The sequence below is a fragment of the Rhizobium sp. FKY42 genome, assembly GCF_005222835.1.
GTDB lineage: Bacteria > Pseudomonadota > Alphaproteobacteria > Rhizobiales > Rhizobiaceae > Neorhizobium.
In genome coordinates, this window is sequence record NZ_STGA01000044.1 from 185,906 (window position 1) to 209,034 (window position 23,129).

At 57.8% G+C, this 23,129-nt stretch carries 24 protein-coding genes, 1 tRNA gene and 1 pseudogene; 17 read left to right on the plus strand and 9 right to left on the minus strand.

Annotated elements, in window-relative coordinates; all coding sequences use genetic code 11:
• Positions 1-268: 268 nt before the first annotated feature.
• On the plus strand, positions 269-1,954 hold the full coding sequence (locus tag E8M78_RS17095) for a DEAD/DEAH box helicase (protein ID WP_137136188.1): 1,686 nt from the start codon (positions 269-271) through the stop codon (positions 1,952-1,954).
• Between the two features lie 62 nt (positions 1,955-2,016).
• Here E8M78_RS17095 and E8M78_RS17100 read toward each other — a convergent pair whose 3' ends face one another.
• Positions 2,017-2,898, minus strand: coding sequence for a DMT family transporter (locus tag E8M78_RS17100; RefSeq protein WP_137136189.1), 882 nt, complete (start codon positions 2,896-2,898; stop codon positions 2,017-2,019).
• A gap of 296 nt (positions 2,899-3,194) precedes the next feature.
• Here E8M78_RS17100 and E8M78_RS17105 point away from each other — a divergent pair, with 296 nt between their 5' ends.
• From E8M78_RS17105 to E8M78_RS17130, 6 genes are all read left to right on the plus strand, one after another.
• The gene (locus E8M78_RS17105; RefSeq protein ID WP_137136190.1) at positions 3,195-4,607 is read left to right on the plus strand and encodes a circularly permuted type 2 ATP-grasp protein; all 1,413 of its coding nucleotides are present in this window, start codon (positions 3,195-3,197) and stop codon (positions 4,605-4,607) included.
• A 6-nt stretch (positions 4,608-4,613) separates the two neighbouring features.
• Complete coding sequence (locus tag E8M78_RS17110) at positions 4,614-5,555, plus strand: alpha-E domain-containing protein (RefSeq protein WP_137136191.1); 942 nt, start codon at positions 4,614-4,616, stop codon at positions 5,553-5,555.
• Positions 5,556-5,591: 36 nt separating this feature from the next.
• Positions 5,592-6,458, plus strand: a complete 867-nt coding sequence (locus E8M78_RS17115) for a transglutaminase family protein (RefSeq protein WP_137136192.1) — start codon at positions 5,592-5,594, stop codon at positions 6,456-6,458.
• 84 nt (positions 6,459-6,542) lie between these two features.
• The gene (locus tag E8M78_RS17120) at positions 6,543-7,004 is read left to right on the plus strand and encodes a hypothetical protein (RefSeq protein ID WP_137136193.1); all 462 of its coding nucleotides are present in this window, start codon (positions 6,543-6,545) and stop codon (positions 7,002-7,004) included.
• A 118-nt stretch (positions 7,005-7,122) separates the two neighbouring features.
• A tRNA-Arg gene (locus E8M78_RS17125) sits at positions 7,123-7,199 on the plus strand.
• 89 nt (positions 7,200-7,288) lie between these two features.
• Positions 7,289-8,029 (plus strand): hypothetical protein, encoded by a 741-nt coding sequence (locus E8M78_RS17130; protein WP_137136194.1) that lies wholly within the window; start codon positions 7,289-7,291, stop codon positions 8,027-8,029.
• A gap of 13 nt (positions 8,030-8,042) precedes the next feature.
• On the opposite strand, the gene arsK is transcribed toward E8M78_RS17130, so the two are convergent.
• Positions 8,043-9,224, minus strand: coding sequence for an arsenite efflux MFS transporter ArsK (gene arsK, locus E8M78_RS17135; RefSeq protein ID WP_246658367.1), 1,182 nt, complete (start codon positions 9,222-9,224; stop codon positions 8,043-8,045).
• Positions 9,217-9,638: pseudogene (gene arsC / locus E8M78_RS17140) on the minus strand (arsenate reductase (glutaredoxin)). Before arsC ends, arsK begins: the two are co-directional and overlap by 8 nt.
• Positions 9,639-9,848: 210 nt before the next feature.
• On the opposite strand from arsC, the gene E8M78_RS17145 reads away from it, so the two are divergent.
• The 5 genes from E8M78_RS17145 to E8M78_RS17165 all read left to right on the plus strand — a co-directional run bounded on the left by E8M78_RS17145 (position 9,849) and on the right by E8M78_RS17165 (position 14,261).
• The gene (locus tag E8M78_RS17145; protein ID WP_137136196.1) at positions 9,849-11,576 is read left to right on the plus strand and encodes a glycosyltransferase family 39 protein; all 1,728 of its coding nucleotides are present in this window, start codon (positions 9,849-9,851) and stop codon (positions 11,574-11,576) included.
• A 216-nt stretch (positions 11,577-11,792) separates the two neighbouring features.
• Entirely contained in the window at positions 11,793-12,620 is an 828-nt protein-coding gene (locus E8M78_RS17150) for an AraC family transcriptional regulator (RefSeq protein WP_137136197.1), read from the plus strand.
• Positions 12,621-12,694: 74 nt separating this feature from the next.
• Complete coding sequence (locus E8M78_RS17155; RefSeq protein WP_170973454.1) at positions 12,695-12,847, plus strand: DUF2256 domain-containing protein; 153 nt, start codon at positions 12,695-12,697, stop codon at positions 12,845-12,847.
• On the plus strand, positions 12,844-13,839 hold the full coding sequence (locus E8M78_RS17160; protein ID WP_137136198.1) for an FAD-dependent oxidoreductase: 996 nt from the start codon (positions 12,844-12,846) through the stop codon (positions 13,837-13,839). Before E8M78_RS17155 ends, E8M78_RS17160 begins: the two co-directional genes overlap by 4 nt.
• Entirely contained in the window at positions 13,839-14,261 is a 423-nt protein-coding gene (locus tag E8M78_RS17165) for a DUF3429 domain-containing protein (RefSeq protein WP_137136199.1), read from the plus strand. The genes E8M78_RS17160 and E8M78_RS17165 overlap by 1 nt, the downstream gene beginning before the upstream one ends.
• Positions 14,262-14,265: 4 nt before the next feature.
• Here the strand turns inward: E8M78_RS17165 and E8M78_RS17170 are convergent, their stop codons facing one another.
• The 5 genes from E8M78_RS17170 to E8M78_RS17190 all read right to left on the minus strand — a co-directional run bounded on the left by E8M78_RS17170 (position 14,266) and on the right by E8M78_RS17190 (position 17,876).
• On the minus strand, positions 14,266-14,955 hold the full coding sequence (locus E8M78_RS17170) for an SDR family NAD(P)-dependent oxidoreductase (RefSeq protein ID WP_137136314.1): 690 nt from the start codon (positions 14,953-14,955) through the stop codon (positions 14,266-14,268).
• Positions 14,956-15,029: 74 nt separating this feature from the next.
• Positions 15,030-16,577 carry a cryptochrome/photolyase family protein gene (locus tag E8M78_RS17175; RefSeq protein WP_170973455.1) on the minus strand — a complete coding sequence of 516 codons (1,548 nt, stop codon included), beginning with the start codon at positions 16,575-16,577 and terminating at the stop codon, positions 15,030-15,032.
• Between the two features lie 71 nt (positions 16,578-16,648).
• On the minus strand, positions 16,649-16,879 hold the full coding sequence (locus E8M78_RS17180; protein ID WP_137136200.1) for a hypothetical protein: 231 nt from the start codon (positions 16,877-16,879) through the stop codon (positions 16,649-16,651).
• Between the two features lie 3 nt (positions 16,880-16,882).
• Entirely contained in the window at positions 16,883-17,293 is a 411-nt protein-coding gene (locus E8M78_RS17185; RefSeq protein ID WP_137136201.1) for a DUF2325 domain-containing protein, read from the minus strand.
• Positions 17,294-17,444: 151 nt separating this feature from the next.
• Entirely contained in the window at positions 17,445-17,876 is a 432-nt protein-coding gene (locus E8M78_RS17190) for a hypothetical protein (protein ID WP_137136202.1), read from the minus strand.
• Between the two features lie 244 nt (positions 17,877-18,120).
• Between E8M78_RS17190 and E8M78_RS17195 the strand changes: the two genes are divergently transcribed.
• The 5 genes from E8M78_RS17195 to E8M78_RS17215 all read left to right on the plus strand — a co-directional run bounded on the left by E8M78_RS17195 (position 18,121) and on the right by E8M78_RS17215 (position 22,460).
• Complete coding sequence (locus E8M78_RS17195) at positions 18,121-19,482, plus strand: NAD(P)-dependent oxidoreductase (protein ID WP_137136203.1); 1,362 nt, start codon at positions 18,121-18,123, stop codon at positions 19,480-19,482.
• Between the two features lie 20 nt (positions 19,483-19,502).
• A complete protein-coding gene (gene preA / locus E8M78_RS17200; RefSeq protein ID WP_137136204.1) occupies positions 19,503-20,816 on the plus strand; it encodes an NAD-dependent dihydropyrimidine dehydrogenase subunit PreA in 1,314 nt (437 codons plus the stop codon).
• A 156-nt stretch (positions 20,817-20,972) separates the two neighbouring features.
• Complete coding sequence (locus E8M78_RS17205) at positions 20,973-21,728, plus strand: alpha/beta fold hydrolase (RefSeq protein WP_137136205.1); 756 nt, start codon at positions 20,973-20,975, stop codon at positions 21,726-21,728.
• 160 nt (positions 21,729-21,888) lie between these two features.
• Positions 21,889-22,089, plus strand: coding sequence for a type II toxin-antitoxin system VapB family antitoxin (locus E8M78_RS17210; protein WP_137136206.1), 201 nt, complete (start codon positions 21,889-21,891; stop codon positions 22,087-22,089).
• Positions 22,086-22,460 carry a type II toxin-antitoxin system VapC family toxin gene (locus tag E8M78_RS17215; protein WP_137136207.1) on the plus strand — a complete coding sequence of 125 codons (375 nt, stop codon included), beginning with the start codon at positions 22,086-22,088 and terminating at the stop codon, positions 22,458-22,460. The genes E8M78_RS17210 and E8M78_RS17215 overlap by 4 nt, the downstream gene beginning before the upstream one ends.
• A 20-nt stretch (positions 22,461-22,480) precedes the next feature.
• Here the strand turns inward: E8M78_RS17215 and E8M78_RS17220 are convergent, their stop codons facing one another.
• Positions 22,481-23,113 carry a TetR family transcriptional regulator C-terminal domain-containing protein gene (locus E8M78_RS17220; RefSeq protein WP_137136208.1) on the minus strand — a complete coding sequence of 211 codons (633 nt, stop codon included), beginning with the start codon at positions 23,111-23,113 and terminating at the stop codon, positions 22,481-22,483.
• Positions 23,114-23,129 lie beyond the last annotated feature (16 nt).

Genomic DNA, 23,129 nt, shown 5'->3' on the forward strand with positions numbered 1-23,129 from the left:
TATGGCCGCGGGCTCTTGACTTTTTGTGTGCAAAGCAGCACATGCAGCCCAGCTTTCACCTTCCGGCCGCCGCGTGAGCTGGCCCTGCGACGAAAATGGCTCGCGAAGAAGGCAAGCGCCACGAGTATTGGCCTTATTTGGCCAGCGCTGGAAAGCAGTTTCCACACACAAGTTCCCAATTCACGCGGGGTTCTTGACGCCAGATGAAACCGGTTCGGCATGGTGCCTGACCGGGCATCCTCGTTTGGCGCCCCGAAAGGTATTCGACTTGACGAATTTCCATGAGCTTGGTCTTTCCAAGCAGATCGTAGCCACTCTCTCCCAGCTGGGCTACGAAACGGCGACCCCAATCCAGGAGCAGGCGATCCCGCTTCTTCTCCAGGGCCGCGACATGATTGGCCTTGCCCAGACAGGCACAGGCAAGACGGCAGCATTTGGTCTGCCGCTCATCGAGATGCTTTTGAAGGACGCAAAGCGCCCCGACAACCGTACCACCCGCACGCTCATCCTGGCCCCGACCCGCGAACTCGTGAACCAGATCGCTGCAAATCTCAAAGCCTATGTTCGCGGCACGCCGCTCAAGATCAACTCCGTCGTTGGCGGCGCTTCGATCAACAAGCAGCAGCAGATGCTGGAAAAGGGCACCGATATCCTGGTTGCCACGCCTGGCCGTCTGCTCGACCTCGTCAGCCGCCGAGCCATTGGTTTGACGACCGTGCGTTATCTCGTGCTTGACGAAGCGGACCAGATGCTGGACCTCGGCTTCATCCACGATCTGCGCAAGATTTCCAAGATGGTGCCGAACAAGCGCCAGACGCTGCTGTTCTCGGCCACTATGCCGAAGGCGATTGCCGATCTGGCAGGTGACTACCTCAAGGATCCGGTCAAGGTCGAGGTTACCCCTCCGGGCAAGGCTGCCGACAAGGTCGAGCAGTATGTCCACTTCGTGGCCGGCAAGAACGACAAGACCGTGCTTCTGAAGAACGCCCTTCTGGCGAATCCGGATGGCCGTTCCATGGTGTTCCTGCGCACCAAGCATGGCGCAGAAAAGCTTTCCAAGCACCTCGCAGATCAACAGTTTGCCGTTGCCTCGATCCATGGCAACAAGAGCCAGGGCCAGCGCGAACGGGCATTGAAGGCCTTCCGCGATGGTGAGATCAAGGTGCTCGTAGCGACCGACGTGGCAGCCCGCGGCATCGACATTCCCGGCGTTACGCACGTCTTCAACTATGACCTGCCGGAAGTGCCGGATGCCTATGTTCACCGCATTGGCCGCACCGCTCGTGCAGGCCGCGATGGCATCGCGATTGCGTTCTGCGCACCGGATGAAACGCGTCTGTTGCGCGATATCGAGCGACTGATGAACATCGAAATCACCGTCTCATCGGGCCAGCGTCCAGCTGAAATGCGCAGCCCCGCGCGCCCGAGCAAGGCTCGCAATGGTGGGGGTCGTGATGGTGGCAATCGCGAAGGTGGCAATCGTGAAGATGGCAATCGTGAAGGTGGCCAGCGTTCTGCAAACCGCAACCGCGGCGAAGCTCGTCCGGCACGCCGGCCCATCTTCGCTGATGGTGAGGCAGCACTGGAGCGCGGCGAAGGCCGTGGAAACAGCCGCCCTGCCCGCCAGCGTAACGAAGACTTCCGCGGCCAGCGTCGTGGTGAAGAAGCGCCGCGTTTAGAAGCAGACAATGATCTGGCCGCCACGACGGACTTCGGACAGGGCCGCAAGAAGCAGTTCGGCGGTCCGCAGGGCGAAGGTCGGCCTCATCGCGCCGATGGCCGTCCGCAGGGCCATGGCAAGCGTGACCACGCAAGCCACGGCGCACACGAGCCGGGTGCAAAGCGCCCGCATCGTGGTGGACAGGGACGCCCCGGCCAGGCCAAGACCGGCGGCAACGGTGGTCCTGTCAAGTTTGGTGGCGAAGGGCAGCAAAAGCGCCGCGATCGCGCCTGATCGATCACACATATCCTGATTTGAGGAACCCGCTCTCGGCAACGAGGGCGGGTTTTGCCGTCTCAGGCGTCCGGATTGCGATTAACCAGATAGACGCCCGCCACCACGATCACTGTTCCAATCACCATCGGCACGGTTAGCGCCTCGCCAAACAGCACTGCGGCTTCAATGGCAACCAGCGGCGGCATCATGTAGATCAAGGATGCCGCGCGTGAGACCTGTCCGCGACGGATCAGGTAGAGAAGCAGGCCAACAGCGCCCATGGAGATGCCGAGCACCGACCAGGCCATGGCGCCGATGGCGGGCAGCGTCCAGTCAAAGCGGCCGGTTTCCAGAGCATAGGCAAGCGGCGCGGTAATCGCAAAGGCACCGAGATATTGCAGCGTCGCAATGCTGCGCAGATCCCCCTCACCGAGGAATCGCTTCTGGTAGAGCGTGCCGAGCGTGACAGACAGCATGGCAACGAGATTGACCAGCACTGGCACCGCAAGTCCTGTCAGGCCGTGCTGCAGAACCCCGGCAAACTGAGGCGACACAGCGATTGCTATGCCTGCGAAACCGAGCGCCAGACCGGCAATCTGCGTGCGGCTGATCCTCTCTCTCAGGAGCAGGAAGGCACAAGCCGCCGTCAGCAGTGGCTGAAGCCCGGCAATGACGCCCGAAAGACCAGCCGGAACGCCCTGCCCGATCGCCCACCAGAGCCCTGACAGATACAGGCCATGCAACAGAATGCCGGACAGAAACGCATGCAGGCCCTGCTTCAGCGTGCGTGGCCATTGTGCTTTCGAGACCATAACGAAACCGGCAAAGACAACCGCTGCGAGCGCGTGCCGAGCGCTGAGAAAGGTCAGAGGGTCAGCATGAACGGCAGCAATCTTGGCAACGATCCACCCTGTTGACCAGAGAACGACAAAGATGGCGGGGGCCAGACGGTCAAGCATCACTTTAGCCTTGAATTGAATGCTGATAGATTGTGCAGATGCTGCTCAAACCTCATGCAGGAACAAGGCAAAGCAGAAGTGTTGAACAATTACGGAAATGGGAAAGATAGCAAATGCAGTGCTTTTGCCTGAGGGTTAGGCCATCGACGCGCCCATTCTTCGAGCATTCTGGCGCGACTTTGCGCTTTGTCTCAAGCCATCGCACAGCATTGCCTAATAAATTTGTTTTTCGATGACGCATGGTTCTTGCAATGCTGTTTGCGTTGTACTCTTATGGTCCAAAATCGGGGAACGCACCATTGGCATTTGATGAAATGTTGACTGCGGAAGACCTTCCGCGCCCACCATACAAGACTTACCAGGAGTGGTATTCCGCACAGGATCCTGCGCATCTGATCCAGAAATCGCAGGACGCGGAATCAATCTTCCGAAGGACCGGCATCACATTCGCAGTCTACGGGCATGCCGATTCTTCGGAAAAACTCATCCCCTTCGATATCATTCCCCGCATCATCTCAGCGCGCGAATGGCGCAAGCTGGCCCAGGGCATCGAGCAGCGGGTTCTGGCGCTGAACGCCTTTCTGGACGACATCTACCACAAACAGGAGATCATCCGCGCAGGGCGAATCCCGCGCGAGCTGATTGAGAAGAACGAAGCCTTCCTTCCGGAAATGATCGGCTTCAAGCCACCGGGCGGGGTCTACACCCACATCGTCGGCACCGATATCGTGCGCACCGGCGAAGACCAGTTCTATGTGCTGGAAGACAATGCCCGCACGCCATCCGGCGTCTCCTACATGCTGGAGAACCGGGAAACCATGATGCAGATGTTCCCGGAACTCTTCGCCATGAACAAGGTGCAGCGGGTGGAGGACTACCCCTATCTGCTGCGGCAATCGCTGGCATCGCTCGCCCCTCCCGGCTGCAAGGGCAAGCCGCGCGTGGCGGTTCTGACGCCCGGCATCTACAATTCCGCTTACTACGAACACTCCTTCCTGGCCGATACCATGGGTGTCGAACTGGTCGAAGGATCGGATCTGCGCGTCATAGATGGCAAGGTGAAGATGCGCACCACGCGCGGCTATGAAGCCATCGATGTGCTTTACCGGCGCGTGGACGATGACTTTCTCGATCCGCTGACGTTCCGGCCGGATTCAGCGCTCGGTATTCCCGGCATCATGGATGTCTACCGCTCCGGCAACATCACCATTGCCAATGCGCCGGGAACCGGCATTTCGGACGACAAGGCGATCTACTCCTACATGCCGGAAATCGTCGAGTTCTATACCGGCCGCAAACCGCTGCTGGAAAACGTGCCCACCTGGCGCTGTTCGGAGCCCGACAGCCTGAAATACGTTCTGGAGCATCTGGAAGAACTGGTCGTGAAGGAGGTTCACGGCTCCGGCGGCTATGGCATGCTGGTCGGGCCGACAGCATCGAAGAAGGAGCGAAGCGATTTCGCCGAAAAGCTGAGCGCCCGCCCCTCCAACTACATTGCCCAGCCAACGCTTTCGCTGTCCACAGTGCCGATCCTCGTCAACAAGGGCATTGCGCCCCGCCACGTGGATCTGCGCCCTTACGTTCTGGTATCCGACAAGGAGGTCAAGATCATTCCGGGCGGGCTGACCCGCGTCGCCCTGAAAAAGGGATCCCTGGTGGTCAATTCCAGCCAGGGCGGCGGCACCAAAGATACGTGGGTTCTAGAGGACTGAGCGAATATGCTGGGAAGAACTGCGAACGGCCTCTACTGGATGTTCCGATATATCGAGCGCGCCGAAAACATCGCGCGCCTTGTCGATGCGGGTCTGCGCGTCTCGCTGACGCGGACAGGCTCAACGGATGAGGATTGGGATGGCGTGCTGCAAAGCGCAGGCGTGCGCGACGAATATGTGGACCTGCACGGCAAGGTGACCACAGCGAACGCGATCGACTATCTGTTGCGTGAAAAAACGAACCCTTCCAGCGTCATGTCCTGCATCGATTCCGGTCGCAACAATGCGCGCATGGTACGCACCGCGCTGACCCGTGAAACCTGGGAAGCGACCAACGAATGCTGGATCGAACTCAAGCAGCTCTTGGAAAAGCGGGTGAAGCCTGCGGATCTGCCGGCTGTGATCGATACGATCAAGCGGCGTGCGGGTCTGATCCGCGGTGCCTTCCACGGCTCCATGCTGCGCAACGATCTTTATAACTTCTCACGCATCGGCACCTTCATCGAGCGTGCGGACAATACCAGCCGTATTCTGGACGTGAAGTATTACGTGCTGCTGCCAGCCGTGAGTCAGGTGGGCTCATCGCTCGACAATTTCCAGTGGGAATCCATCCTGCGGTCGGTTTCGGCGCACAGGTCCTACGGCTGGGTCTATGATGCGGAGTATCGCCCTTCCAACATCGCCGACTTCCTCATTCTCAATCGCCGCATGCCAAGGTCGCTCGCCTATTGCTACGAGAAGATCGTCAGCAATCTGCGCTATCTGGCGGAGGATTACGGCGAGCGTCACACAGCGCATGATACTGCGGATAGCATCCGCACCATGCTGAAACGGGGCGAGATCGGCGATGTGATGGATCAGGGTCTGCACGAATTCCTTGAGGATTTCATCAGCCGCAACAATCAGCTCAGCGTCGAAATTTCGGAAGGCTACCGCTTCTACCGTTGAGCGGGGCATGGGCACACCGGGGGACGGATTGGCCATATGCGTTTAAAGATTTCTCATACGACCGAATATCTCTATGAAGAGCCGGTTGCCTATGCACTCCAGCGTCTTCGACTACACCCGCAGTCGAGCCATATACAAACGGTGCTCCACTGGTCACTGAGTGTCGAGGGCGCCAAGGTCGAGGCTGGATATAACGACCAGTTCGGCAACCGGGTGGATCTTGTCTCGATCGAAGGTGGGGAACACACCATTCGCATCATCGCCACAGGTGAAGTGGAGACGATCGACCGTGCAGGCGTGCTCGGTCCCCACCACGGGTTTGTGCCGCTGTGGCTCTACCTGCGGGAGACGGAACGCACTAAGCCGGGCAAGCTCGTCAAAGAACTGGCCCGTGGCGTGACCGGCGATAGCGAGCTTGCGCAGATGCACGCCTTGATGGAAATGATCCACGCGAGCGTGGAATACAAACCCGGCTCTACCTCTTCTGAAACTACCGCCGAAGAGGCTCTCGAAGCAAAGGCTGGCGTCTGTCAGGACCATGCCCATATCTTTGTTTCGGCGGCGCGTCATTTGAAACTTCCGGCGCGTTATGTGTCCGGCTACCTGATGATGGAAGACCGGATTGAGCAGGCGGCAACGCATGCCTGGGCAGAGGTTCATATTCCGGGCCTTGGATGGGTTGGCTTTGATGCGGCCAACAAGATATGTCCCGATGAGCGCTATGTCCGCATTGCCTCCGGCCTCTGCTATAGCGATGCAGCTCCGGTTTCAGGCATGCGCATTGGTTCCGCAGGCGAAAACCTGACGGTGACGCTGAGGGTCGAAGGTCCGGGCCAGAGCCAGTCGCAAAGTCAGTCAAGCGACCTGGCCGGCGTGCAATCCCAAAGCCAAAATCAGGCTTGAACAAAGCCGCCGACGCAAAGGGGTGCGGCGCACAAGCTCCGCACCAACTGGCTGCTGCACAATGTCTCTCTGAAAGGGGAGCCGATGCTGTTCGGAAAATCTGTCTTCCAGTCCATTCTGACACGGCTTGACGACGAAGATGCGCAAGAGGCCGCTGCCCAGCCGCAGGCCAGTTTTCGTGTGTCTGGCCTGCCAATGGGGTTCGTCACGGAAACTTGGGAGAGGCCTGAGCCCGCGCCGACAGAGAACCTACATCGGCTTTATGGCCTTGATGAAGAACAGACGCCCTCCAAGGCTGAGAAGCCCCCTGCGCCTGAGCCTATCATGCCGCCGCATCTTGCGCGTTTGACGGACACGGAAATCGCCGAGGATCTTGCCCTCAAACCTCAGGATACGCCGGAAAAACTGATGGCGCGACGACGTGCTTTCGCCAAGCTCAATCATCCAGATCGCGTGCATCCCGATTTCCGCGCGCAGGCGACACGCCGGATGACAGTCGCGAACATGTTGATCGATCAGGCACTTCGCCTGCATCCGCATCGCTGACGGATGAACATTCTCAGTGACACACCACTTTTTTGCAGTCCGGGCGATTGATGCAGCCTCTGACCTTTGTTATGAACCTCGCACCGGCACAGTTGCCTTCAACAGGCGATTCTGAAAAGCACCCGTAGCTCAGCTGGATAGAGTGTTGGATTCCGATTCCAAAGGTCACAGGTTCGAATCCTGTCGGGTGCGCCATTATAAAAATTGCCAATCTCCTCCTCGAAGCATAATGTCGTAGCATACAGTCTGTTGCTTTTAGATTTGGTTCTGCTGAGGTTATTTTTATGTCTATATCTCACATTGCAGAAGATGTATCTCAGCTATTAACCTCAGCAACTGAATACGAAAAATTAGGCCTTGGTATCGCGATATCACTTTTGATTGCGCTGGCAAATGCTTGGCTCTCAAGTATTTTTCGAGCCAGGACATACTCTAGGATAGGGAAACGCAAGGCAACTGCAGATTTACATCAAGAATTTAATAGCGAATTGATGACGAAACATCGCCACAATGCTGATTTGATTCTCAAGAATTACTGCGATACGGCAATAGAGAACTTAGAAGATGTGATCCAGGAGCGCGAAAAAATTCCTGAAGAAACAGCATGGGAAAAGGCGATTCCCGTTTTTGTTCTAATGCGCTTCTATCAGAGAATTTCTGCTCTCCAGCAAGATGGCGCCCTCCGAAGTGAAGTTCTATTCGATCTGTTTGGCGAGACATTTGCTTGGTGGTTCGTTCTATACTTCGATAAGGGCTGCAAAGATTGGAGCTCCGCTCATCGCGACTTGGCTTGGCTGAACGAATGGATGACAAGACATGCCAGTTCACGCGAGCCATTATGGAAGTTTTGGAAGTGGAGAAGGTTACTCAACCGCAGATCGGACAGCGATAGAAGGATCCAGGAGCTGGAGAGGTGGCGTATCAAAGCATCAGAAGAGAGGATACGAAGGCTGGAGCGAATTAAATGTCAAAGAAGCTGTCAGCCCCAGAACCAGGAGGGGGAGCGCGGCAAAAATGACGGGTAGCGACTTTAGAAATTCAACGGCCGACCATCCCGAAAGCGAGAATACTGATCAGACCACACAGGCCAAGCAGTGAAAGTGAAACACTTATGCCGGTGTTCTCCATCAGAAAAGCAAGAGCGAACGGGGCCAGGGCAGATGCAATGAGACGCGCAGATGTAACGCGTCCCTGCAGGGCACCATAACCGGCGCTTCCGAATAGATAGAGCGGCAGCGTGCCCGAGGTAATACTGAAAAGCCCGTTGCCGAAGCCGAAAAGGCAGGCGAAGGCAATGGCATGTACCACCGAGGGGGCGCCCAGAAGCAGGACCAGCGGCGACACGGCCATCAGCAGTGCCGAGAGTAGAGCCAGCGTCAGCGGTGTGAGATCCTTGCCCAGAAGCATGTTGATAAGACGGCTCGCCACCTGCGAGGGTCCAAACAGGCTGCCGGCAAGAACGGCGATACCGCCCAGCCCCAGCGCCGTGAGCAATGGCACCATATGAACCAGCACAGCCGAGCTTAAAAGCGCCTGCATCGAGAGGGCGAAAGCCATCAGCAGAAATCCCTGCCGACGCTTGTCGGGTGAAAGAAGTCCCGGCACCTGGTTCGATGAGGCCGCTGACGTTGCCTGCAAGCTGCGCGTTCGACGCAGTCGGCGCGCGAGCCAAAGATGCGCCGGCAGGCACACCAGCAGATTCAAGGCCGCGTAAAGCTGATAAACCTCCTGCCAGCTCATCCAGCGACCGAGCGCTGAGGTGAGTGGCCAAAAGAGAGTGGACGCAAACCCGGCGATCAATGTGAGATAGGTAATGCTGCGCGTGGCGGCGGCGGGCTGCAATTGCACCAGCAAGGCAAAGGCTGCTCCGTACTGCACGAGATTGGCAGCCACTTCGAGCATAAGCAGACAGATCGCGAAGGACCCCAGGCCGGAAGACAGTGAGCAGATCATCAGGGCAAGACTGGCAACGACACTGCCAAAACACATAACCTTGCCCGCACCGAAGAGATCGAAAGCCTTGCCGATCCATGGCGCAACCAATCCGCCCGCCAGCAAGGCACAGGATAGAAGACCGAAGATCCACTCGGTGGAATGACCGAAATCACGCGCAATAGCTGGCGCCAGAATGCTGAAAGAATAGTAGAGCGTTCCGTAACCGATGATCTGGGTGATGCCGAGTAGAACCACGGCAGCAACCGGCAAGCGGACGTCAGACAATCCTTTTGCCTTCAGCATCCAGCACCGGTTCACCATCCTCCTTGCGGAACTCGCCTTGAGGCGCCGCAGGCAGGAGGTCCAGCACCAGTTCCGAGGGGCGGCAAAGCCGTGTGCCAAGAGGTGTCACGACGAAGGGCCTGTTGATGAGAATGGGGGTATCGACTATGGCTGTCAGCAATGCATCATCGCTCAGGCCAGGATCATCGAGCCCCAGATCCAGATAGGGCGTGCCCTTCTCACGAATGGCATCGCGGACGGAAAGTCCCGCTGCCGATATCATCTGCCGCAATCCGTCTACCGAAGGAGGGGTATCGAGATAAGCTAGATCGTCGGTTCGATGCCATGATGCCGGATGAGCGCAAGCGTATTGCGAGACGTCCCACAGGCGGGATTATGGTAGATGGTGACATCCATGGTGGGTCTGGGCTCTATGCTGTTCGGCGGGACGCGGCAAACGTTGCTCATTCTTGAGCAGGACTCAAGCCCTCACAGAGAAGGTTTGATCGAGCGGCCACTACGATGACCAGGCGGCCTCGCCAATCCGCCCAGAGCATTCCTTGTGCATGCAATCAGTTTGACATAATCACCCGGTAGTCAGGCGCCGGATGGGAGTTACCGGCAGCCATGAAGATCGATTTCGGCGTTAAATCCTCAGGGGAAGCGGGAGATGCCGGTGCGTTTCCCATGCCCTCCAGCTCGTCGCCTGCGAGAGCCGAGGAAATAGCTGTCGAGTGGCGTCGGCATGTCCTCAACCTCATCATCATCGGCCTTGTCAGCCTCTTCCTGTTCGCACCCGGCATCAACCTGATGCCACTGACGGATCGCGATGAGGCGCTCTATGTTCAGGCCAGTCGGCAAATGCTGGAAACAGGCGACTGGGTCGATATCCGCTTCCAGCAGGAGCCCCGCTACAAAAAGCCGGTCGGCATCTATTGGCTCCAAGGCCTGTCAACGCAGATATTTGGCGAAGGGGCTGCCAGCCCTTTGTGGATCTATCGCCTGCCCTCCCTCTTAGGCGCCTTTCTCACGGCCTTTTTCACCTATGCCATTGCAACACGAATGGGTGGACCGAAGGCAGGCCTCATTGCTGGCCTTCTGGCCGCAAGCACGGTCGAACTCTCCTTCGAAGCACGCATCGGCAAGACAGATGCCATGCTCTGCGCCACGATTGTCGCGTCGCAATTCGGGCTCGCCTACGCCTATCTCGACCCGCAGCGCAGGCAGGTTCTGTGGCGCAACGGGCTGTTCTGGATAGCGCTTGGCTTGGGCACACTGATAAAAGGTCCGGTTGCGCCCATGATTGCGGGGCTCACCATCCTCGGGTTAACGGCGGCCGAGCGAAACCTGTCGCTGATCCGTGCACTCTCGCCCGTACGCGGCCTCCTGGTCTATCTGCTGGTGGTCCTTCCCTGGCTCGCCGCAATTGGCTGGATTTCCAAAGGTGCTTTTTTTGCACAGTCCATCGGTCACGACATGCTGGGCAAGGTCGCGACAGGACAGGAAGGTCATGGCGCGCCACCCGGAACCTATCTCCTCGTTGGCCTCGGCACCTTCTGGCCCCTCTCCATCTTTGCCTCGCTTGCCATTCTCTGGGGCTGGACACAGCGAACAAGACCTGAAGTGCGCTTCCTTTTCTTCTGGGCGGTTCCCGCCTGGTTGATCTTCGAATTAATCGCAACAAAACTGCCGAACTATATCCTGCCCATGATGCCCGCCCTGGCCGTATTGACCGGCCTTGCCCTGACAGACAAAGGCCTGCGGACAGAAAGCCGCTGGTTCCGGTTCACCTATGTTGGCATCGCCGCGCTCGGTCTCTTGCTTGCAATCGCCCTGAACGCGGTTTTCTATGTCTCGGAACACAGGATATCCTGGCTCGGGATCGCGCTCGGCTGCGCACTTGCCCTGGTGGCCGTTGCGGCCTGGCGTCTCATGGTGGCAAGCAGGATGCGGGAGGGGATCGCCGCCTCCATTGCTTCTGCCGGTCTGGCTTACATTTTGGCATTCGCCATAATCCTGCCAGGTGCCGAACGCCTTTGGCTGACGGATCGCATCGCCGATGCAGCAAAAAAGATGGTCACCTGCCCGGCGCCCACCATTCTCAGCGTCGGTTACGAGGAGCCCAGCCTCGTCTTTCGTCTGGGTACAGGCATGCAACGCCTGGCTGCCGATGATGCAGCAGCAGCATTTCACCGAGCCTCCTGTGCTTTTGCAGCGGTTACCGTCGATAACAGCGCAAATTTCCAGAAGAGCCTGCTTGCACTCGGAGAGGTAACAAGCCCGCTCCAGATCGTCGAAGGGCGAAATTTGAACGGCCTCAACCCTCGCCAAATGCAGATCTTTCTGAAGCCTTGAGGCTAACAGACGCCAAGGCGAACCTTAATAGAAATAAAATTGAAGACTGTGTTCAATAGAACTCGTTTGAAACACGAGCAGTTCTGGCTCACCAAATTCATGAGAATTTTTAGGCTTAGATGTTGCCGTCTGCAAGTGAGGACGGTCAGCAACCAAAGTTCGCAAGAATAAATACTATAATCCAATTCACCCACGGGTCGAGCGGCAGAGGATATAATGAATATATCTCGCACAATCTTCAAGGAAAGCTCCCAGCTGCGCTGCCAGCGTCATTGGCCGGAAGTAGAGAGGTTCGATGCCCGTATTGCACGAACGAGCTTCGCCACCCATGCCCATGAGGGGTTTGTGATTGGGATTGTCCTCACCGGTGTACAGTCATTCATCCATCAGGGGATCGATCATGTTGTCCCGGCCGGTTCGATCACCTTCCTTAATCCGGGTGAACTGAGCTCGGCGGAAGCCTTGAAGGGGCACAGCGTCCAGTATCAGACCCTCCATGTGCCTGCCGAGGCTATGGAAAGCATAGCACCTCCAGGTTTTCGGTTCCCGATGCCCGTGCTCTACAATCATTCGATTGCACGACGCCTTACGGAACAGCTGGCAATACTGGATGCAACACGGGAGAAGGCTGTCTGGCATGCACGCCTGACGGAATTTCTCCATCAATGCACAGCGCTCTTCCTCTCCCGCGAAGTTCCTGATCCTGAAATCGAGGATGCACGTATCACCACGATCCGCAGCTACATTGAAGACAATCTGGTCTCCTCCCTGGAACTGGAAACCCTCTCGCAGCAACTCGACCTCAGCAAGTTCCACTTTCTGCGCCTGTTCCGCGCACATGTCGGGGTCACGCCGCATGTTTACATACAGGCGCGCCGGACGGCCCGCGCCAAGATGCTGCTGCGGCAACATCCTCCGGCCCAGGTCGCAGCGCTTTGTGGTTTCGTAGACCAGAGCCATCTCACGCGCTGGATAAGATCCTGCTATGGCACGACCCCCAGCGTCTATCACAAGCAGTTTCGCGGTCTGAGCAAGCTCGCCTGATTCCTGATCCGCTGTCAGCCCCAGGCCGTAATCACCATTGTGTGACGGTATGACGAGCAACAAGCGAGACCTGCGTGGCCAAGCAGATCAAGAAACAAAACCTGCCTTCCAAAATCTGCATCACCTGCGGGCGTCCCTTTTCCTGGCGCAAAAAATGGGAGCGAGACTGGGAGAATGTCAAATATTGTTCTGACCGCTGCCGAACCTCGAAAGGAAGCGCGTCATGACAAGGCCTCGTATCGCTATCATCGGCGCAGGACTGGCGGGCGTTACGTTGGCACGGCGACTCGATGAGCATGCTGACGTTCTGGTCTTGGAGAAAAGCCGCGGCACCAGCGGGCGCATGGCCACCCGCCACAAGGACGGCGTGAGTTTCGATCACGGAGCGCAATACTTTACCATTCGGGATGCCGCTTTTCATGCACTTCTCGAACCGGCCCTTGATGAGGGTATCATCGAGACCTGGAGCAGGCCGGTTCACCACCTGACCGCAACGGGCGTGTTGGAGGAACGCGAAGACCGCTCACCGCGCATCGTGGCAGTGCCCGGCATGTCGAGGCTGGCGAAGTGGCTGGCGAAACCGTTGAAAGTTCAATTCGAAACGCGGGCGATCGCACTTGAAGGCAAGGTCGGCGACTGGAAGCTCGATTGCGATCACGGCAGCGTCGAGGGCAGGTTTGATTGGGTGGTTTCGACCGCCCCTGCCCCGCAAACCGCCTGCCTGCTGCCGCTTCATCCTGCCAATCAGGAGGCACTTGAAGGTGTCCGCATGAACGGCTGTTTTACCCTGATGCTCCAGCTGAAACCGGACATCGATCTCCCGTTTGCGGCGGCCCAGATTTCTCATCCGATCCTTGGCTGGATCGCCCACAACAATACCAAACCGGGCCGTGAGGCGGGCAATCATCTCGTCGTGCATGCCAACAATCGTTGGTCTGATACCAATCTGGAGGAGCCGCCGGAACAGGTGCAAGCGCGGATGATTGCCGCATTGGAAGCATTGTTACCTGCGGTCAGGAACGCTCTTATCGCCCCTCCTGTCCTCCACCGCTGGCGTTACGCCAATGTAGAAACGCCGCTGGGGGAACCGTTCCTGCTGGATATGGACCGCCATCTTGCGGCCTGCGGGGACTGGTGCCTCGGCAACCGCGTCGAAGCGGCATTTCTCAGCGCCAACGCTCTGGCAGACGCACTCCTCTTGCAAATGGAAACCGCCTGATGTCGACGAAGCGCCTTACTCAAAGCCTGACCTTTAGCGGCGCCCTACCCTTCTACCTCCTGCTGATCCCCGGCTTCATCGCGCCGGATATTCGTTTCCACGCGTTCTTGACCTATGGCGCAGTCATCGCTTCCTTCATGGCTGGCACGCTCTGGGGTTTGACGCAACGCGACCGTGATCCGCCAGTACTTCCGATTGTGGCGAGCAATCTTCTCGCGCTGGCCACCTGGGCGTCTTTGCTTGTCCCGTCGCAGCTTGTCGCGACAGGTCTTCAGCTCATCATCTTCCTGGCCTTGCTGGAGGTGGACCGCCGGATTGATGCGGAGGGGCGCGAGGCACCCTGGTACTTCACCATGCGCGTTCGCATTACCACGGCGGTCGCAATCGCCTATGTCATTCAAATTGCGATATTGGTGACCTGAAGCATCACCACTCGATCCGTGATCCGTCATAGGCAAAGAACTGGCCAGATTGCTGCGGAGCGAGACCGTTCAGCACCGTCAACAGGTTCGTGGCAGCAACCGCAGGCTCGGTGCGCTCATGTCCGCCGGAATATTTCTCTGAAAGCGATGTCGCCACCGTACCCGGATGCAGGGGCACGATTACCGCTTCCGGATTGGTGCGCGCCAGTTCAATCGAGGCGGTGCGAAGGATCTGATTGAGCGCCGCCTTGGAAGCGCGATAGGAAATCCAGCCACCAAGATTGTTATCGCCAATGGAGCCGACGCGGGCAGAGAGGAAGCCCATCAGCCCGCGCTCCTTTTTCGGCAGAAGCGGCGCGAAGTATTTCGTCACGAGAGCCGTACCGACGGCATTGAGCGCAAACTGGCGCATCATCGCTTCTGCCGAAATCTGCCGCAGCGATTTCTCCGGGCCTACACCATCGACAGTCAGACCGCCGGTCGCACAGAAGATCAGATGAAACGGCCCTTCCAGCTGTGCAACTGCCGCCGCAACACTTTCCTCGTTCGTCACATCAAGACCGGTGCCGCTGCGCGAGAGCGCAACCACTTCGCCACAGCCAATGTCACCCTTCAGCACGGTGGAAAGCGCACTGCCAATGCCGCCACTCGCACCAATAACCAGCGCGCGGTAGCCTTGCGGAAGCGAAGTCATGGAAAACATGCGAAGGTCTCCTCAAACGTTCTATGCTGCTTTACGCAGAAAGGAGAGGACCGGTTTTCCAGCCATTACACCTTCTCGTTCGCTTCCAGCTTTTTGAGGAAGCCTTGCGCGCTTTTACGGTAGGTGCCACGCTGCTCATCGCTCATTCGCCGCCAGGTGGCATAGGGCTGCGCCAGCCGCCGATTGCCGGAAAGCTTCTCGCCATTGCGATCGAGAAAATCCCAGTAGAGGGCATTGAAGGGGCAAGCGCCCTCACCGACCTTCTTCTTCACATCGTAGCGGCAGTGCTGGCAATAGTCAGACATCTTGGAAATGTAATTGCCGCTGGCCGCATAGGGTTTCGAGCCCAGAATTCCGCCATCAGCAAATTGCGTCATGCCGATCACATTGGGTGCCTCCACCCATTCATAGGCATCGGCATAGACTTCCAGATACCATTCATGCACCTGAAACGGATCAATGCCCGCCAGCAGCGCAAAATTTCCGGTAATCATCAGCCGCTGGATGTGGTGCGCATAGGCGTGATCAATGGTCTCGCCAATCACGGTCGAAAGGCACTTCATATCCGTCTCGCCTGTCCAGAAGAAACCGGGCAGCGCGCGTTTCGCCTCCAGGAAATTAAGTTCCGTATAGCCCGGCATTTTAAGCCAGTAGACGCCGCGCACATATTCCCGCCAGCCGATGATCTGGCGAATGAAGCCTTCAACCGCATTCAGGGGCGCACGACCAGCGCGATACTCTTCCTCTGCCGCACGGCAGATGGCCAGCGGGTCCAGAAAACCTATATTGATGTAGAAGGAGATCAGCGAATGATTGAGGAAGGGATCGCCGACCAGCATGGCGTCCTGCGTCTCGCCAAATTGCGGCAGAAAACTCTTGAGAAAATCGGCAAGCATCTCTTCCGCCTGCGCGCGGGTGACCGCGAAGCCAAAACGATCCAGCCTGCCAATATGATCGCTGAACCGCTCCTCCACCAGCGTGATCACCTCCTGGGACAGCGCGTCCGGCTTGAAGCTCTTGTGCCTGGGGCGAAGGAGGTCAGGGCTGGCAGGCTTCCTGTTTTCGGCATCGTAATTCCAGCGTCCACCCGCCGGGTGGTCTCCCTCCATCAGAAGACCTGTCTTGCGCCGCATCTCCCGATAAAAGAACTCCATGGTGAGTTCCTTGCGGCCCGATGCCCAGTCGCGAAACTCCTTGTGCGAACAGAGGAAGCGGTCGTCGGCGCGGATATCGACATCCAGGCCCAGCAATTGCCGCCAGCCTTTCATATCCTCCAGCACGCGCCATTCGCCGGGCTCGGTGACAATCACGCTCAAAGGCGAAAGCTCGGCCACTGCGGCCCGTAACTCCTCACGGAAGGAACCCTTGTTGCCCTCGTCATCCAGGCGGCGATAGCGAACGGTGAAGCCTTTTTCGCGCAGCTCCTCGGCAAAATGGCGCATGGCGGAAAAGATGAAGGCGATCTTCAGCTTGTGATGGCGTACATAGGTTGCTTCCGCCATCACCTCGCACATCAGGATGACATCCTGCGCCGGATCGGCATCGTGAAGACTGGCGAGATTTGGCGACAACTGGTCGCCCAGAATGAAGATGAGATGTCTGATGGATGGCATGAACCGGACTTCGCAACGGGAAAACTGTCCTCGTTACGAAGCCCGATGGCAGACAGATTACCGCTCTCGCGTCACGCCTTCCGGCTCATCAGCGGAATAACCCGACCTGTCTCTTCCGGCGCATCGCTATAAGGCAAACGCGTCCGGCCAATGGGGAAGCGAACAATCTTGTCGGTTTCTTCCAGCTCATCCGGACGGCGTGTGAGAAGTTCATAAAGCTCCGGCACGAGACCATCGCCATTCTGCTGGGCAAGCTTGTGAAGGCCGATGAAGAAAGTGCCGTCGCGGCTGTCGTGATTCATGGCTTACGCGTTCCGTTCTTTCATGGTCTGCAATGCCCGCTCGAGGCTCGACTTCGAACCATTTCTCAAAGGAATGAAAGCCTTGCTGAACTTTTTGCAACCGGTCTTCACCCGCAGGCATGCATCGTGGCTGATACAGTCGATCGGGCAGAAAACGCAGTCTACCGAAGGCAGCAGCGTATCAATGCGCGAAACGGCTTCTCTCAAACCGCCATCGTGGTGGATGAGTTCCGCCCCATAGCTTTCGGCAATCTCGCGCAAATGCGCCACCTGGCAATCCCTGCCGCCGACATAGAGAAAGCTTTTCACGCCAGTGGCATCGTCGATCTTCTCGATCGTTTGCAACTGAGCGGTCTTGGCCAAAGCCTTGCCCTCTTGCTTGCCTGCCGGTTTGCGCTTGTCCTTCTTTGCCACGGCTCGTCTTCCCTCGTCTTTATATGCTTGCCCTTGGTGGACACTGCGAGGCGGACCATAGATAACATGACAAAAAGAGTAAAGATTAAACTTGATAAAAAGGATCATATTTCTGCACAGCTCTGTGAACAGCGCTGATAGCCGTGTGTCTTCAGTCGCGATGACGTGACGTGATACGGGCTTCGATGGCGGGCGCGCAGTCGCCGCGCAACCGCTTCAACATGCTAAGCGGCGTCCGAACCCGAACCAGCGCCTGCACGAAGGCCGGTGATTCCGGCTGCGCGAAGACGACCGCCATCTTGTTGTCCTTCAACTGCCGCTTGGCGCAGGTGATGAAAATTTCCTTCTCACCCAGGCAAAGGTAAAACTGCTCCGGCAGGAATTCCAGCAAGTGGCCGTGCAACAGCGCGCCTTCGGTGGAAAGCTTGGTGATGCGCACCTGCATGGTGGAAAAATTCTTCATGCCTTTGGACGAATAGATCGCCCGCACCAGAAGATTGGTTTCGCGATAGTTGAGATCGATGCGCCCAAGCGTTTGATAATGTTCGGCAAGATAGTGCCGCGATTTCTGTGTTCCCGTCATGCGCAGCACTCCATCAGCAATCACGTTAATGAAGCATTAGGCATAACCTCGGAGCAGCAAACGGACAATGCCGATCAAGGGTCAGGAACACGATGCTACAAGCCTCGCGCAAGTCTCTCTCCTCCCTTTCCCTCGCCAGACTTGCGTTCTGCCAATTCCTCAAAATTTGACCGATTGATAAATTTTTTGGCCGTGTTACGTTTTCTTCAGTTGCGTAACAAATTCCAAAAAAGAGGGAAGCAACATGCACAGACTGGGAAGCGGTATCGCGGGAGGCCGTCTGGCGCCCGCGGAGTACGAACAGAATTTTTCAGATCTTCATCCGCGCTTCGACAAGCACGAAGCACTGGTGGCATCCGACCGATGCTATTTTTGCCATGACGCGCCGTGCATGACGGCCTGTCCCACCGAAATCGATATTCCGCTGTTCATCCGGCAGATATCGACAGCAAACCCCTTGGGCGCTGCCCGCACCATCTTCTCCCAAAACATTCTGGGCGGCATGTGCGCTCGCGTCTGTCCCACCGAAACGCTGTGCGAACAGGCCTGCGTGCGTAACACCGCAGAGGATCGTCCGGTCGATATCGGCCGCCTGCAACGTTACGCCACCGATATTGCGATGGAACAGAACCGCCAGTTCTTCCACCGCGGCGCGGCCACCGGCAAGACGATTGCTATCATCGGCGCGGGTCCGGCGGGCCTCGCCTGCGCCCATCGTCTCGCCATGCACGGCCACACGGCGGTGATTTTCGACGCACGCGAAAAGGCGGGTGGCCTCAACGAATATGGTATCGCCACCTACAAGGCGACGGACGACTTCGCCCAGAAGGAAGTGGATTATCTGCTTGCCATCGGCGGCATCGAGATCCGCAACGGCCAGGCGCTGGGCCGCGATTTCTCCCTTCAGGATCTGACCGCGGATTACGACGCCGTGTTCCTCGGCATCGGCCTTGCGGGCGTCAACGGTCTTGGGCTGGAAGGCGAAGAGCTTTCGGGCGTAAACGATGCGGTGGATTTCATCGCTTTTCTGCGTCAGGCAGACAACAAGGCGGATGTGCCGATCGGCCGCCGCGTCGTGGTTCTCGGCGGCGGCATGACCGCTATTGATGCCGCCGTGCAGGCCAAGCTCCTGGGCGCGGAAGAGGTCACCATCTGCTATCGCCGCGGCAAGGAGCATATGAACGCTTCCGAATTCGAGCAGGATCTCGCCGCCTCCAAGGGCGTCACCATTCGCCACTGGCTCGCCCCAAAGCGCATCCTCGGCAAGGATGGCGCGGTTGCCGGCATCGAGCTGGAATATACCGCCCTGCGTGACGGCCATCTCGTCGGCACCGGCGAAACGGGTGTGATTGCCGCCGATCAGATCTTCAAGGCAATCGGCCAGTCCTTCAAGGCAAGCGGCCTCGGCGCGCTGGCCATGGAGAAAGGCCGCATCGTGGTGGATGATCACTGTCGCACCTCCATGGAACGGGTCTATGCCGGGGGCGATTGCGTCAACCGGGGTGAAGATCTCACCGTTTCCGCCGTGGCCCATGGGCGCGATGCCGCCGAAGCCATTCATTCCGCCTTTGCCGTTGCCGGGCAACCGGCTGTGGCTGTTGCTTGAACCCGGTGGAGGATTGAACAATGGCTGATCTGCGCAATAATTTCGTCGGCATCAAATCGCCGAACCCCTTCTGGCTAGCCTCTGCCCCGCCGACCGATAAGGCCTATAACGTCGAGCGCGCCTTCAAGGCGGGCTGGGGCGGCGTAGTCTGGAAGACGCTGGGCTCCGAAGGCCCGCCCGTCGTCAACGTCAACGGCCCGCGCTACGGCGCCATCTGGGGGGCCGATCGCCGCCTTCTGGGCCTCAACAATATCGAACTGATCACCGACCGTCCGTTACAAATCAACCTGCAGGAAATGAAGCAGGTGAAGATGAACTGGCCGGATCGGGCGCTCATCGCATCGATCATGGTGCCTTGCGTGGAGGAAGAGTGGAAGGCCATCCTGCCGCTGGTGGAGGAAACCGGTGCCGATGGCATCGAGCTCAACTTCGGCTGTCCGCACGGCATGAGTGAGCGCGGCATGGGGTCTGCCGTCGGTCAGGTGCCGGAATATATCGAAATGGTGGTGCGCTGGTGCAAGCAATATACCCGCATGCCCGTCATCACCAAGCTGACCCCGAACATCACCGATATCCGCAACCCGGCGCGTGCCGCAAAACGCGGCGGCACGGATGCCGTTTCGCTGATCAACACGATCAACTCCATCGTTTCGGTCGATCTCGATAACTTCGCGCCGGTGCCAACCGTTGGCGGCAAGGGCAGCCACGGGGGCTATTGCGGCCCGGCGGTGAAGCCCATCGCGCTCAACATGGTTTCAGAAATCGCCCGCGATCCGGAAACCTATGGCCTGCCGATCTCCGGCATTGGCGGCGTGACGACCTGGCGCGATGCGGCGGAGTTCCTCGTGCTGGGGGCTGGCAATGTGCAGGTCTGCACCGCCGCCATGACCTATGGCTTCAAGATCGTTCAGGAAATGATCTCCGGCCTCTCCGACTGGATGGATGAGAAGGGCCACCGCTCGCTGGACGACATCACCGGACGCGCCGTGCCCAACGTGACCGACTGGAAATACCTGAACCTCAATTATGTGGCGAAAGCCCATATCGATCAGGATGCCTGCATCAAATGCGGCCGCTGCCACATTGCCTGCGAGGATACATCGCACCAGGCAATCACCAGCATGGTCAATGGCGTGCGCCACTTCGAGGTGATGGAAGACGAATGCGTGGGCTGCAACCTCTGCGTCAACGTCTGCCCGGTCGAAAACTGCATCACCATGGTGGGTCTGGAACCGGGAACGCTGGACCAGCGCACCGGCAAGATGGTTGAACCCACCTACGCCAACTGGACCACGCATCCCAACAACCCGATGGCCCAGGTGGCCGCGGAGTAAGCGGGATTGGGGGAGAGATTGGGCGGGGCATGGTGGTGCCCCGTTTTATTTCTGGATTGTTGGCACAAGCGCGCCGACCGACTTGGCGCCAGAAGCGGTCATTGACAGTGAGACCTGCCACCTTATCCTCGTCAGCGGTTGCAAGGGGACGACTCCATGTCTGAGGTAACAGAACACACCATAGATCGGGGCGATGGCGCTCGTGTCCAGCTATTCCAGGCGCATGGGTCGGACCAACAGAGCGGAGCTATACTGTTCGTCCACGGCAATCAGGGAGGACTTCTTTTAGGTGGGAGGGAGGCGGTCGATGATGGATCGCTTGTCAGGTTCTCCTCTCGCCTCGGTGTAACAGCTGCCGCTGTATCGCAACCCGGCTTCGGTGCATCGGACGGTCCGGCGGACTTCTGTGGACCGGCTACCCAAAAAACAATTGTGGCGGCATTGAATTTCCTCAAGCGGCAGCCGCTAGTCGATCCAAAGCGTATCGTCCTTTATGGAAACAGCCGTGGGGCGGTCGCATCCGCCATGGTGGCAACTAAGGTGCACGATCTTAAAGCCATCATTCTGACTGGGGGCGTCTATGACTTGCGAGATGCATACAAAAACAGTTCGCGAGGCCTACAACAAGCCATCCAGAACGAAGCAGGTCTCTCAGACGAGGCATTTCTGGATCGGTCTGCATTCTATCATGCTCACAGCATCCGATCAGAAACCCTAATTCTTCACGGCAAATATGATGATCGTGCATCTATCGATCAGGCTGAGCGATTTTCCGAGGCTCTTGAACGTGCAGGTGTCACGGTAAGATTTCACGCGCTTGATGGCGGCCATCGCCTTCCTCGCGATCAGGTCACCCCCATTCTCCGCGAATTCCTTACGCGCGTGCTCGCTCCAGCGGCGACTGTTCAATGATCGTTAGTTCGCTTCGGGCCGAGAGGCGTCTGCCGCTCATCGCTCGATCACCCGCAAGTAAGCTTCGGCGGCGCGATCCTGCTCCCAGCTAGGGCAACTTCTTAGGCATAGTATTTAGCACCAAATGATGCTATTTTTGAGGCTTTACTGGAGTCAATATATGAGATCCACCATCAACCTCGATGATAAATTACTCGAAAAAGCCCGCGCGTTGACTGGAACTCAGGAAACAGCGGGGCTCGTGCGCCAAGCCTTGGAGACACTGGTGCGGGTAGAAGCGGGGAAGCGCCTCACAGCATTGGGTGGAACCATGCCGGATGCGGAAGCGGCACCACGCCGCAGAGCTAATTCAGCGCAATGATTTTGGTCGATACGTCTATCTGGATCGACCACTTTCGATCCACCGAAGATGAACTCAACCGGATTATCGAAGCGGATCAACTCCTTTGCCATCCCTTTGTAATCGGAGAACTTGCTCTTGGAAGCCTGCGGAATCGGGAGGGCGTTCTTGAGCTTTTAGAAACACAGCGGAAAGCCGTTGTTGCCACCCATGACGAAGTGATGCTGCTGATAACTCGCCACTCCATCTTCAGCATGGGGATTGGCTATACTGACGCCCATCTGCTTGCGAGCACATTGCTGGACAGAAGAACCTCGCTTTGGACACGAGACAAGCGATTGGCGGCTGCGGCGCAAAAAGCAGGCGCGACGCTTCATCTGCCGATGGCGTGAGATCGGTTCGGCATCCTCGACTACCTGATCCCCAACCCCCGCAGGAACAGTTCTTCCAGAAAACGGGCGGCATCCTCAAAGCGGCCCTCGCCTGATTTGTCTCCCAGCACCGCCTGCACCTGCACATCGAAATCCGCGTAGTGCTGCGTGGTGGACCAAATCGAGAAAATCAGGTGATAGGGATCGCATTTGGCAATCTTGCCAGCCTTGATCCAGGCGCGGATCACCTCCGCCTTTTCATCCACCAGTTCCTTCAGCGGTCCCTTCAATCCATCCTCGATATGCTGCGCGCCTTGAATGATCTCATTGGCGAAGAGGCGGCTTTCGCGCGGATAATCGCGAGACATTTCCAGCTTGCGGCGAATGTAGGAGCGGATCTCCGTTTCCGGATTGCCCTCCGAATCGAAGGCGCGCAACGGCTCCAGCCAGGTAAAGAGCATGCGGTCCAGCAGCGCCCGGTGGATGGCCTCCTTCGTACGGAAATAATACAGAAGGTTTGGCTTCGACATGCCCGCCGCTTCTGCGATCTGGTCAATCGTCGCGCCGCGAAAACCGTGTGCGGAGAAGATATCGAGGGCCGCCTCGAGGATTTTCTCCTCCTTCTCTTCCTGAATGCGCGTCCGCCGCTGCGTTTTGGCCGCCCGTGGAATCATTCTTCTACCTTGCCCC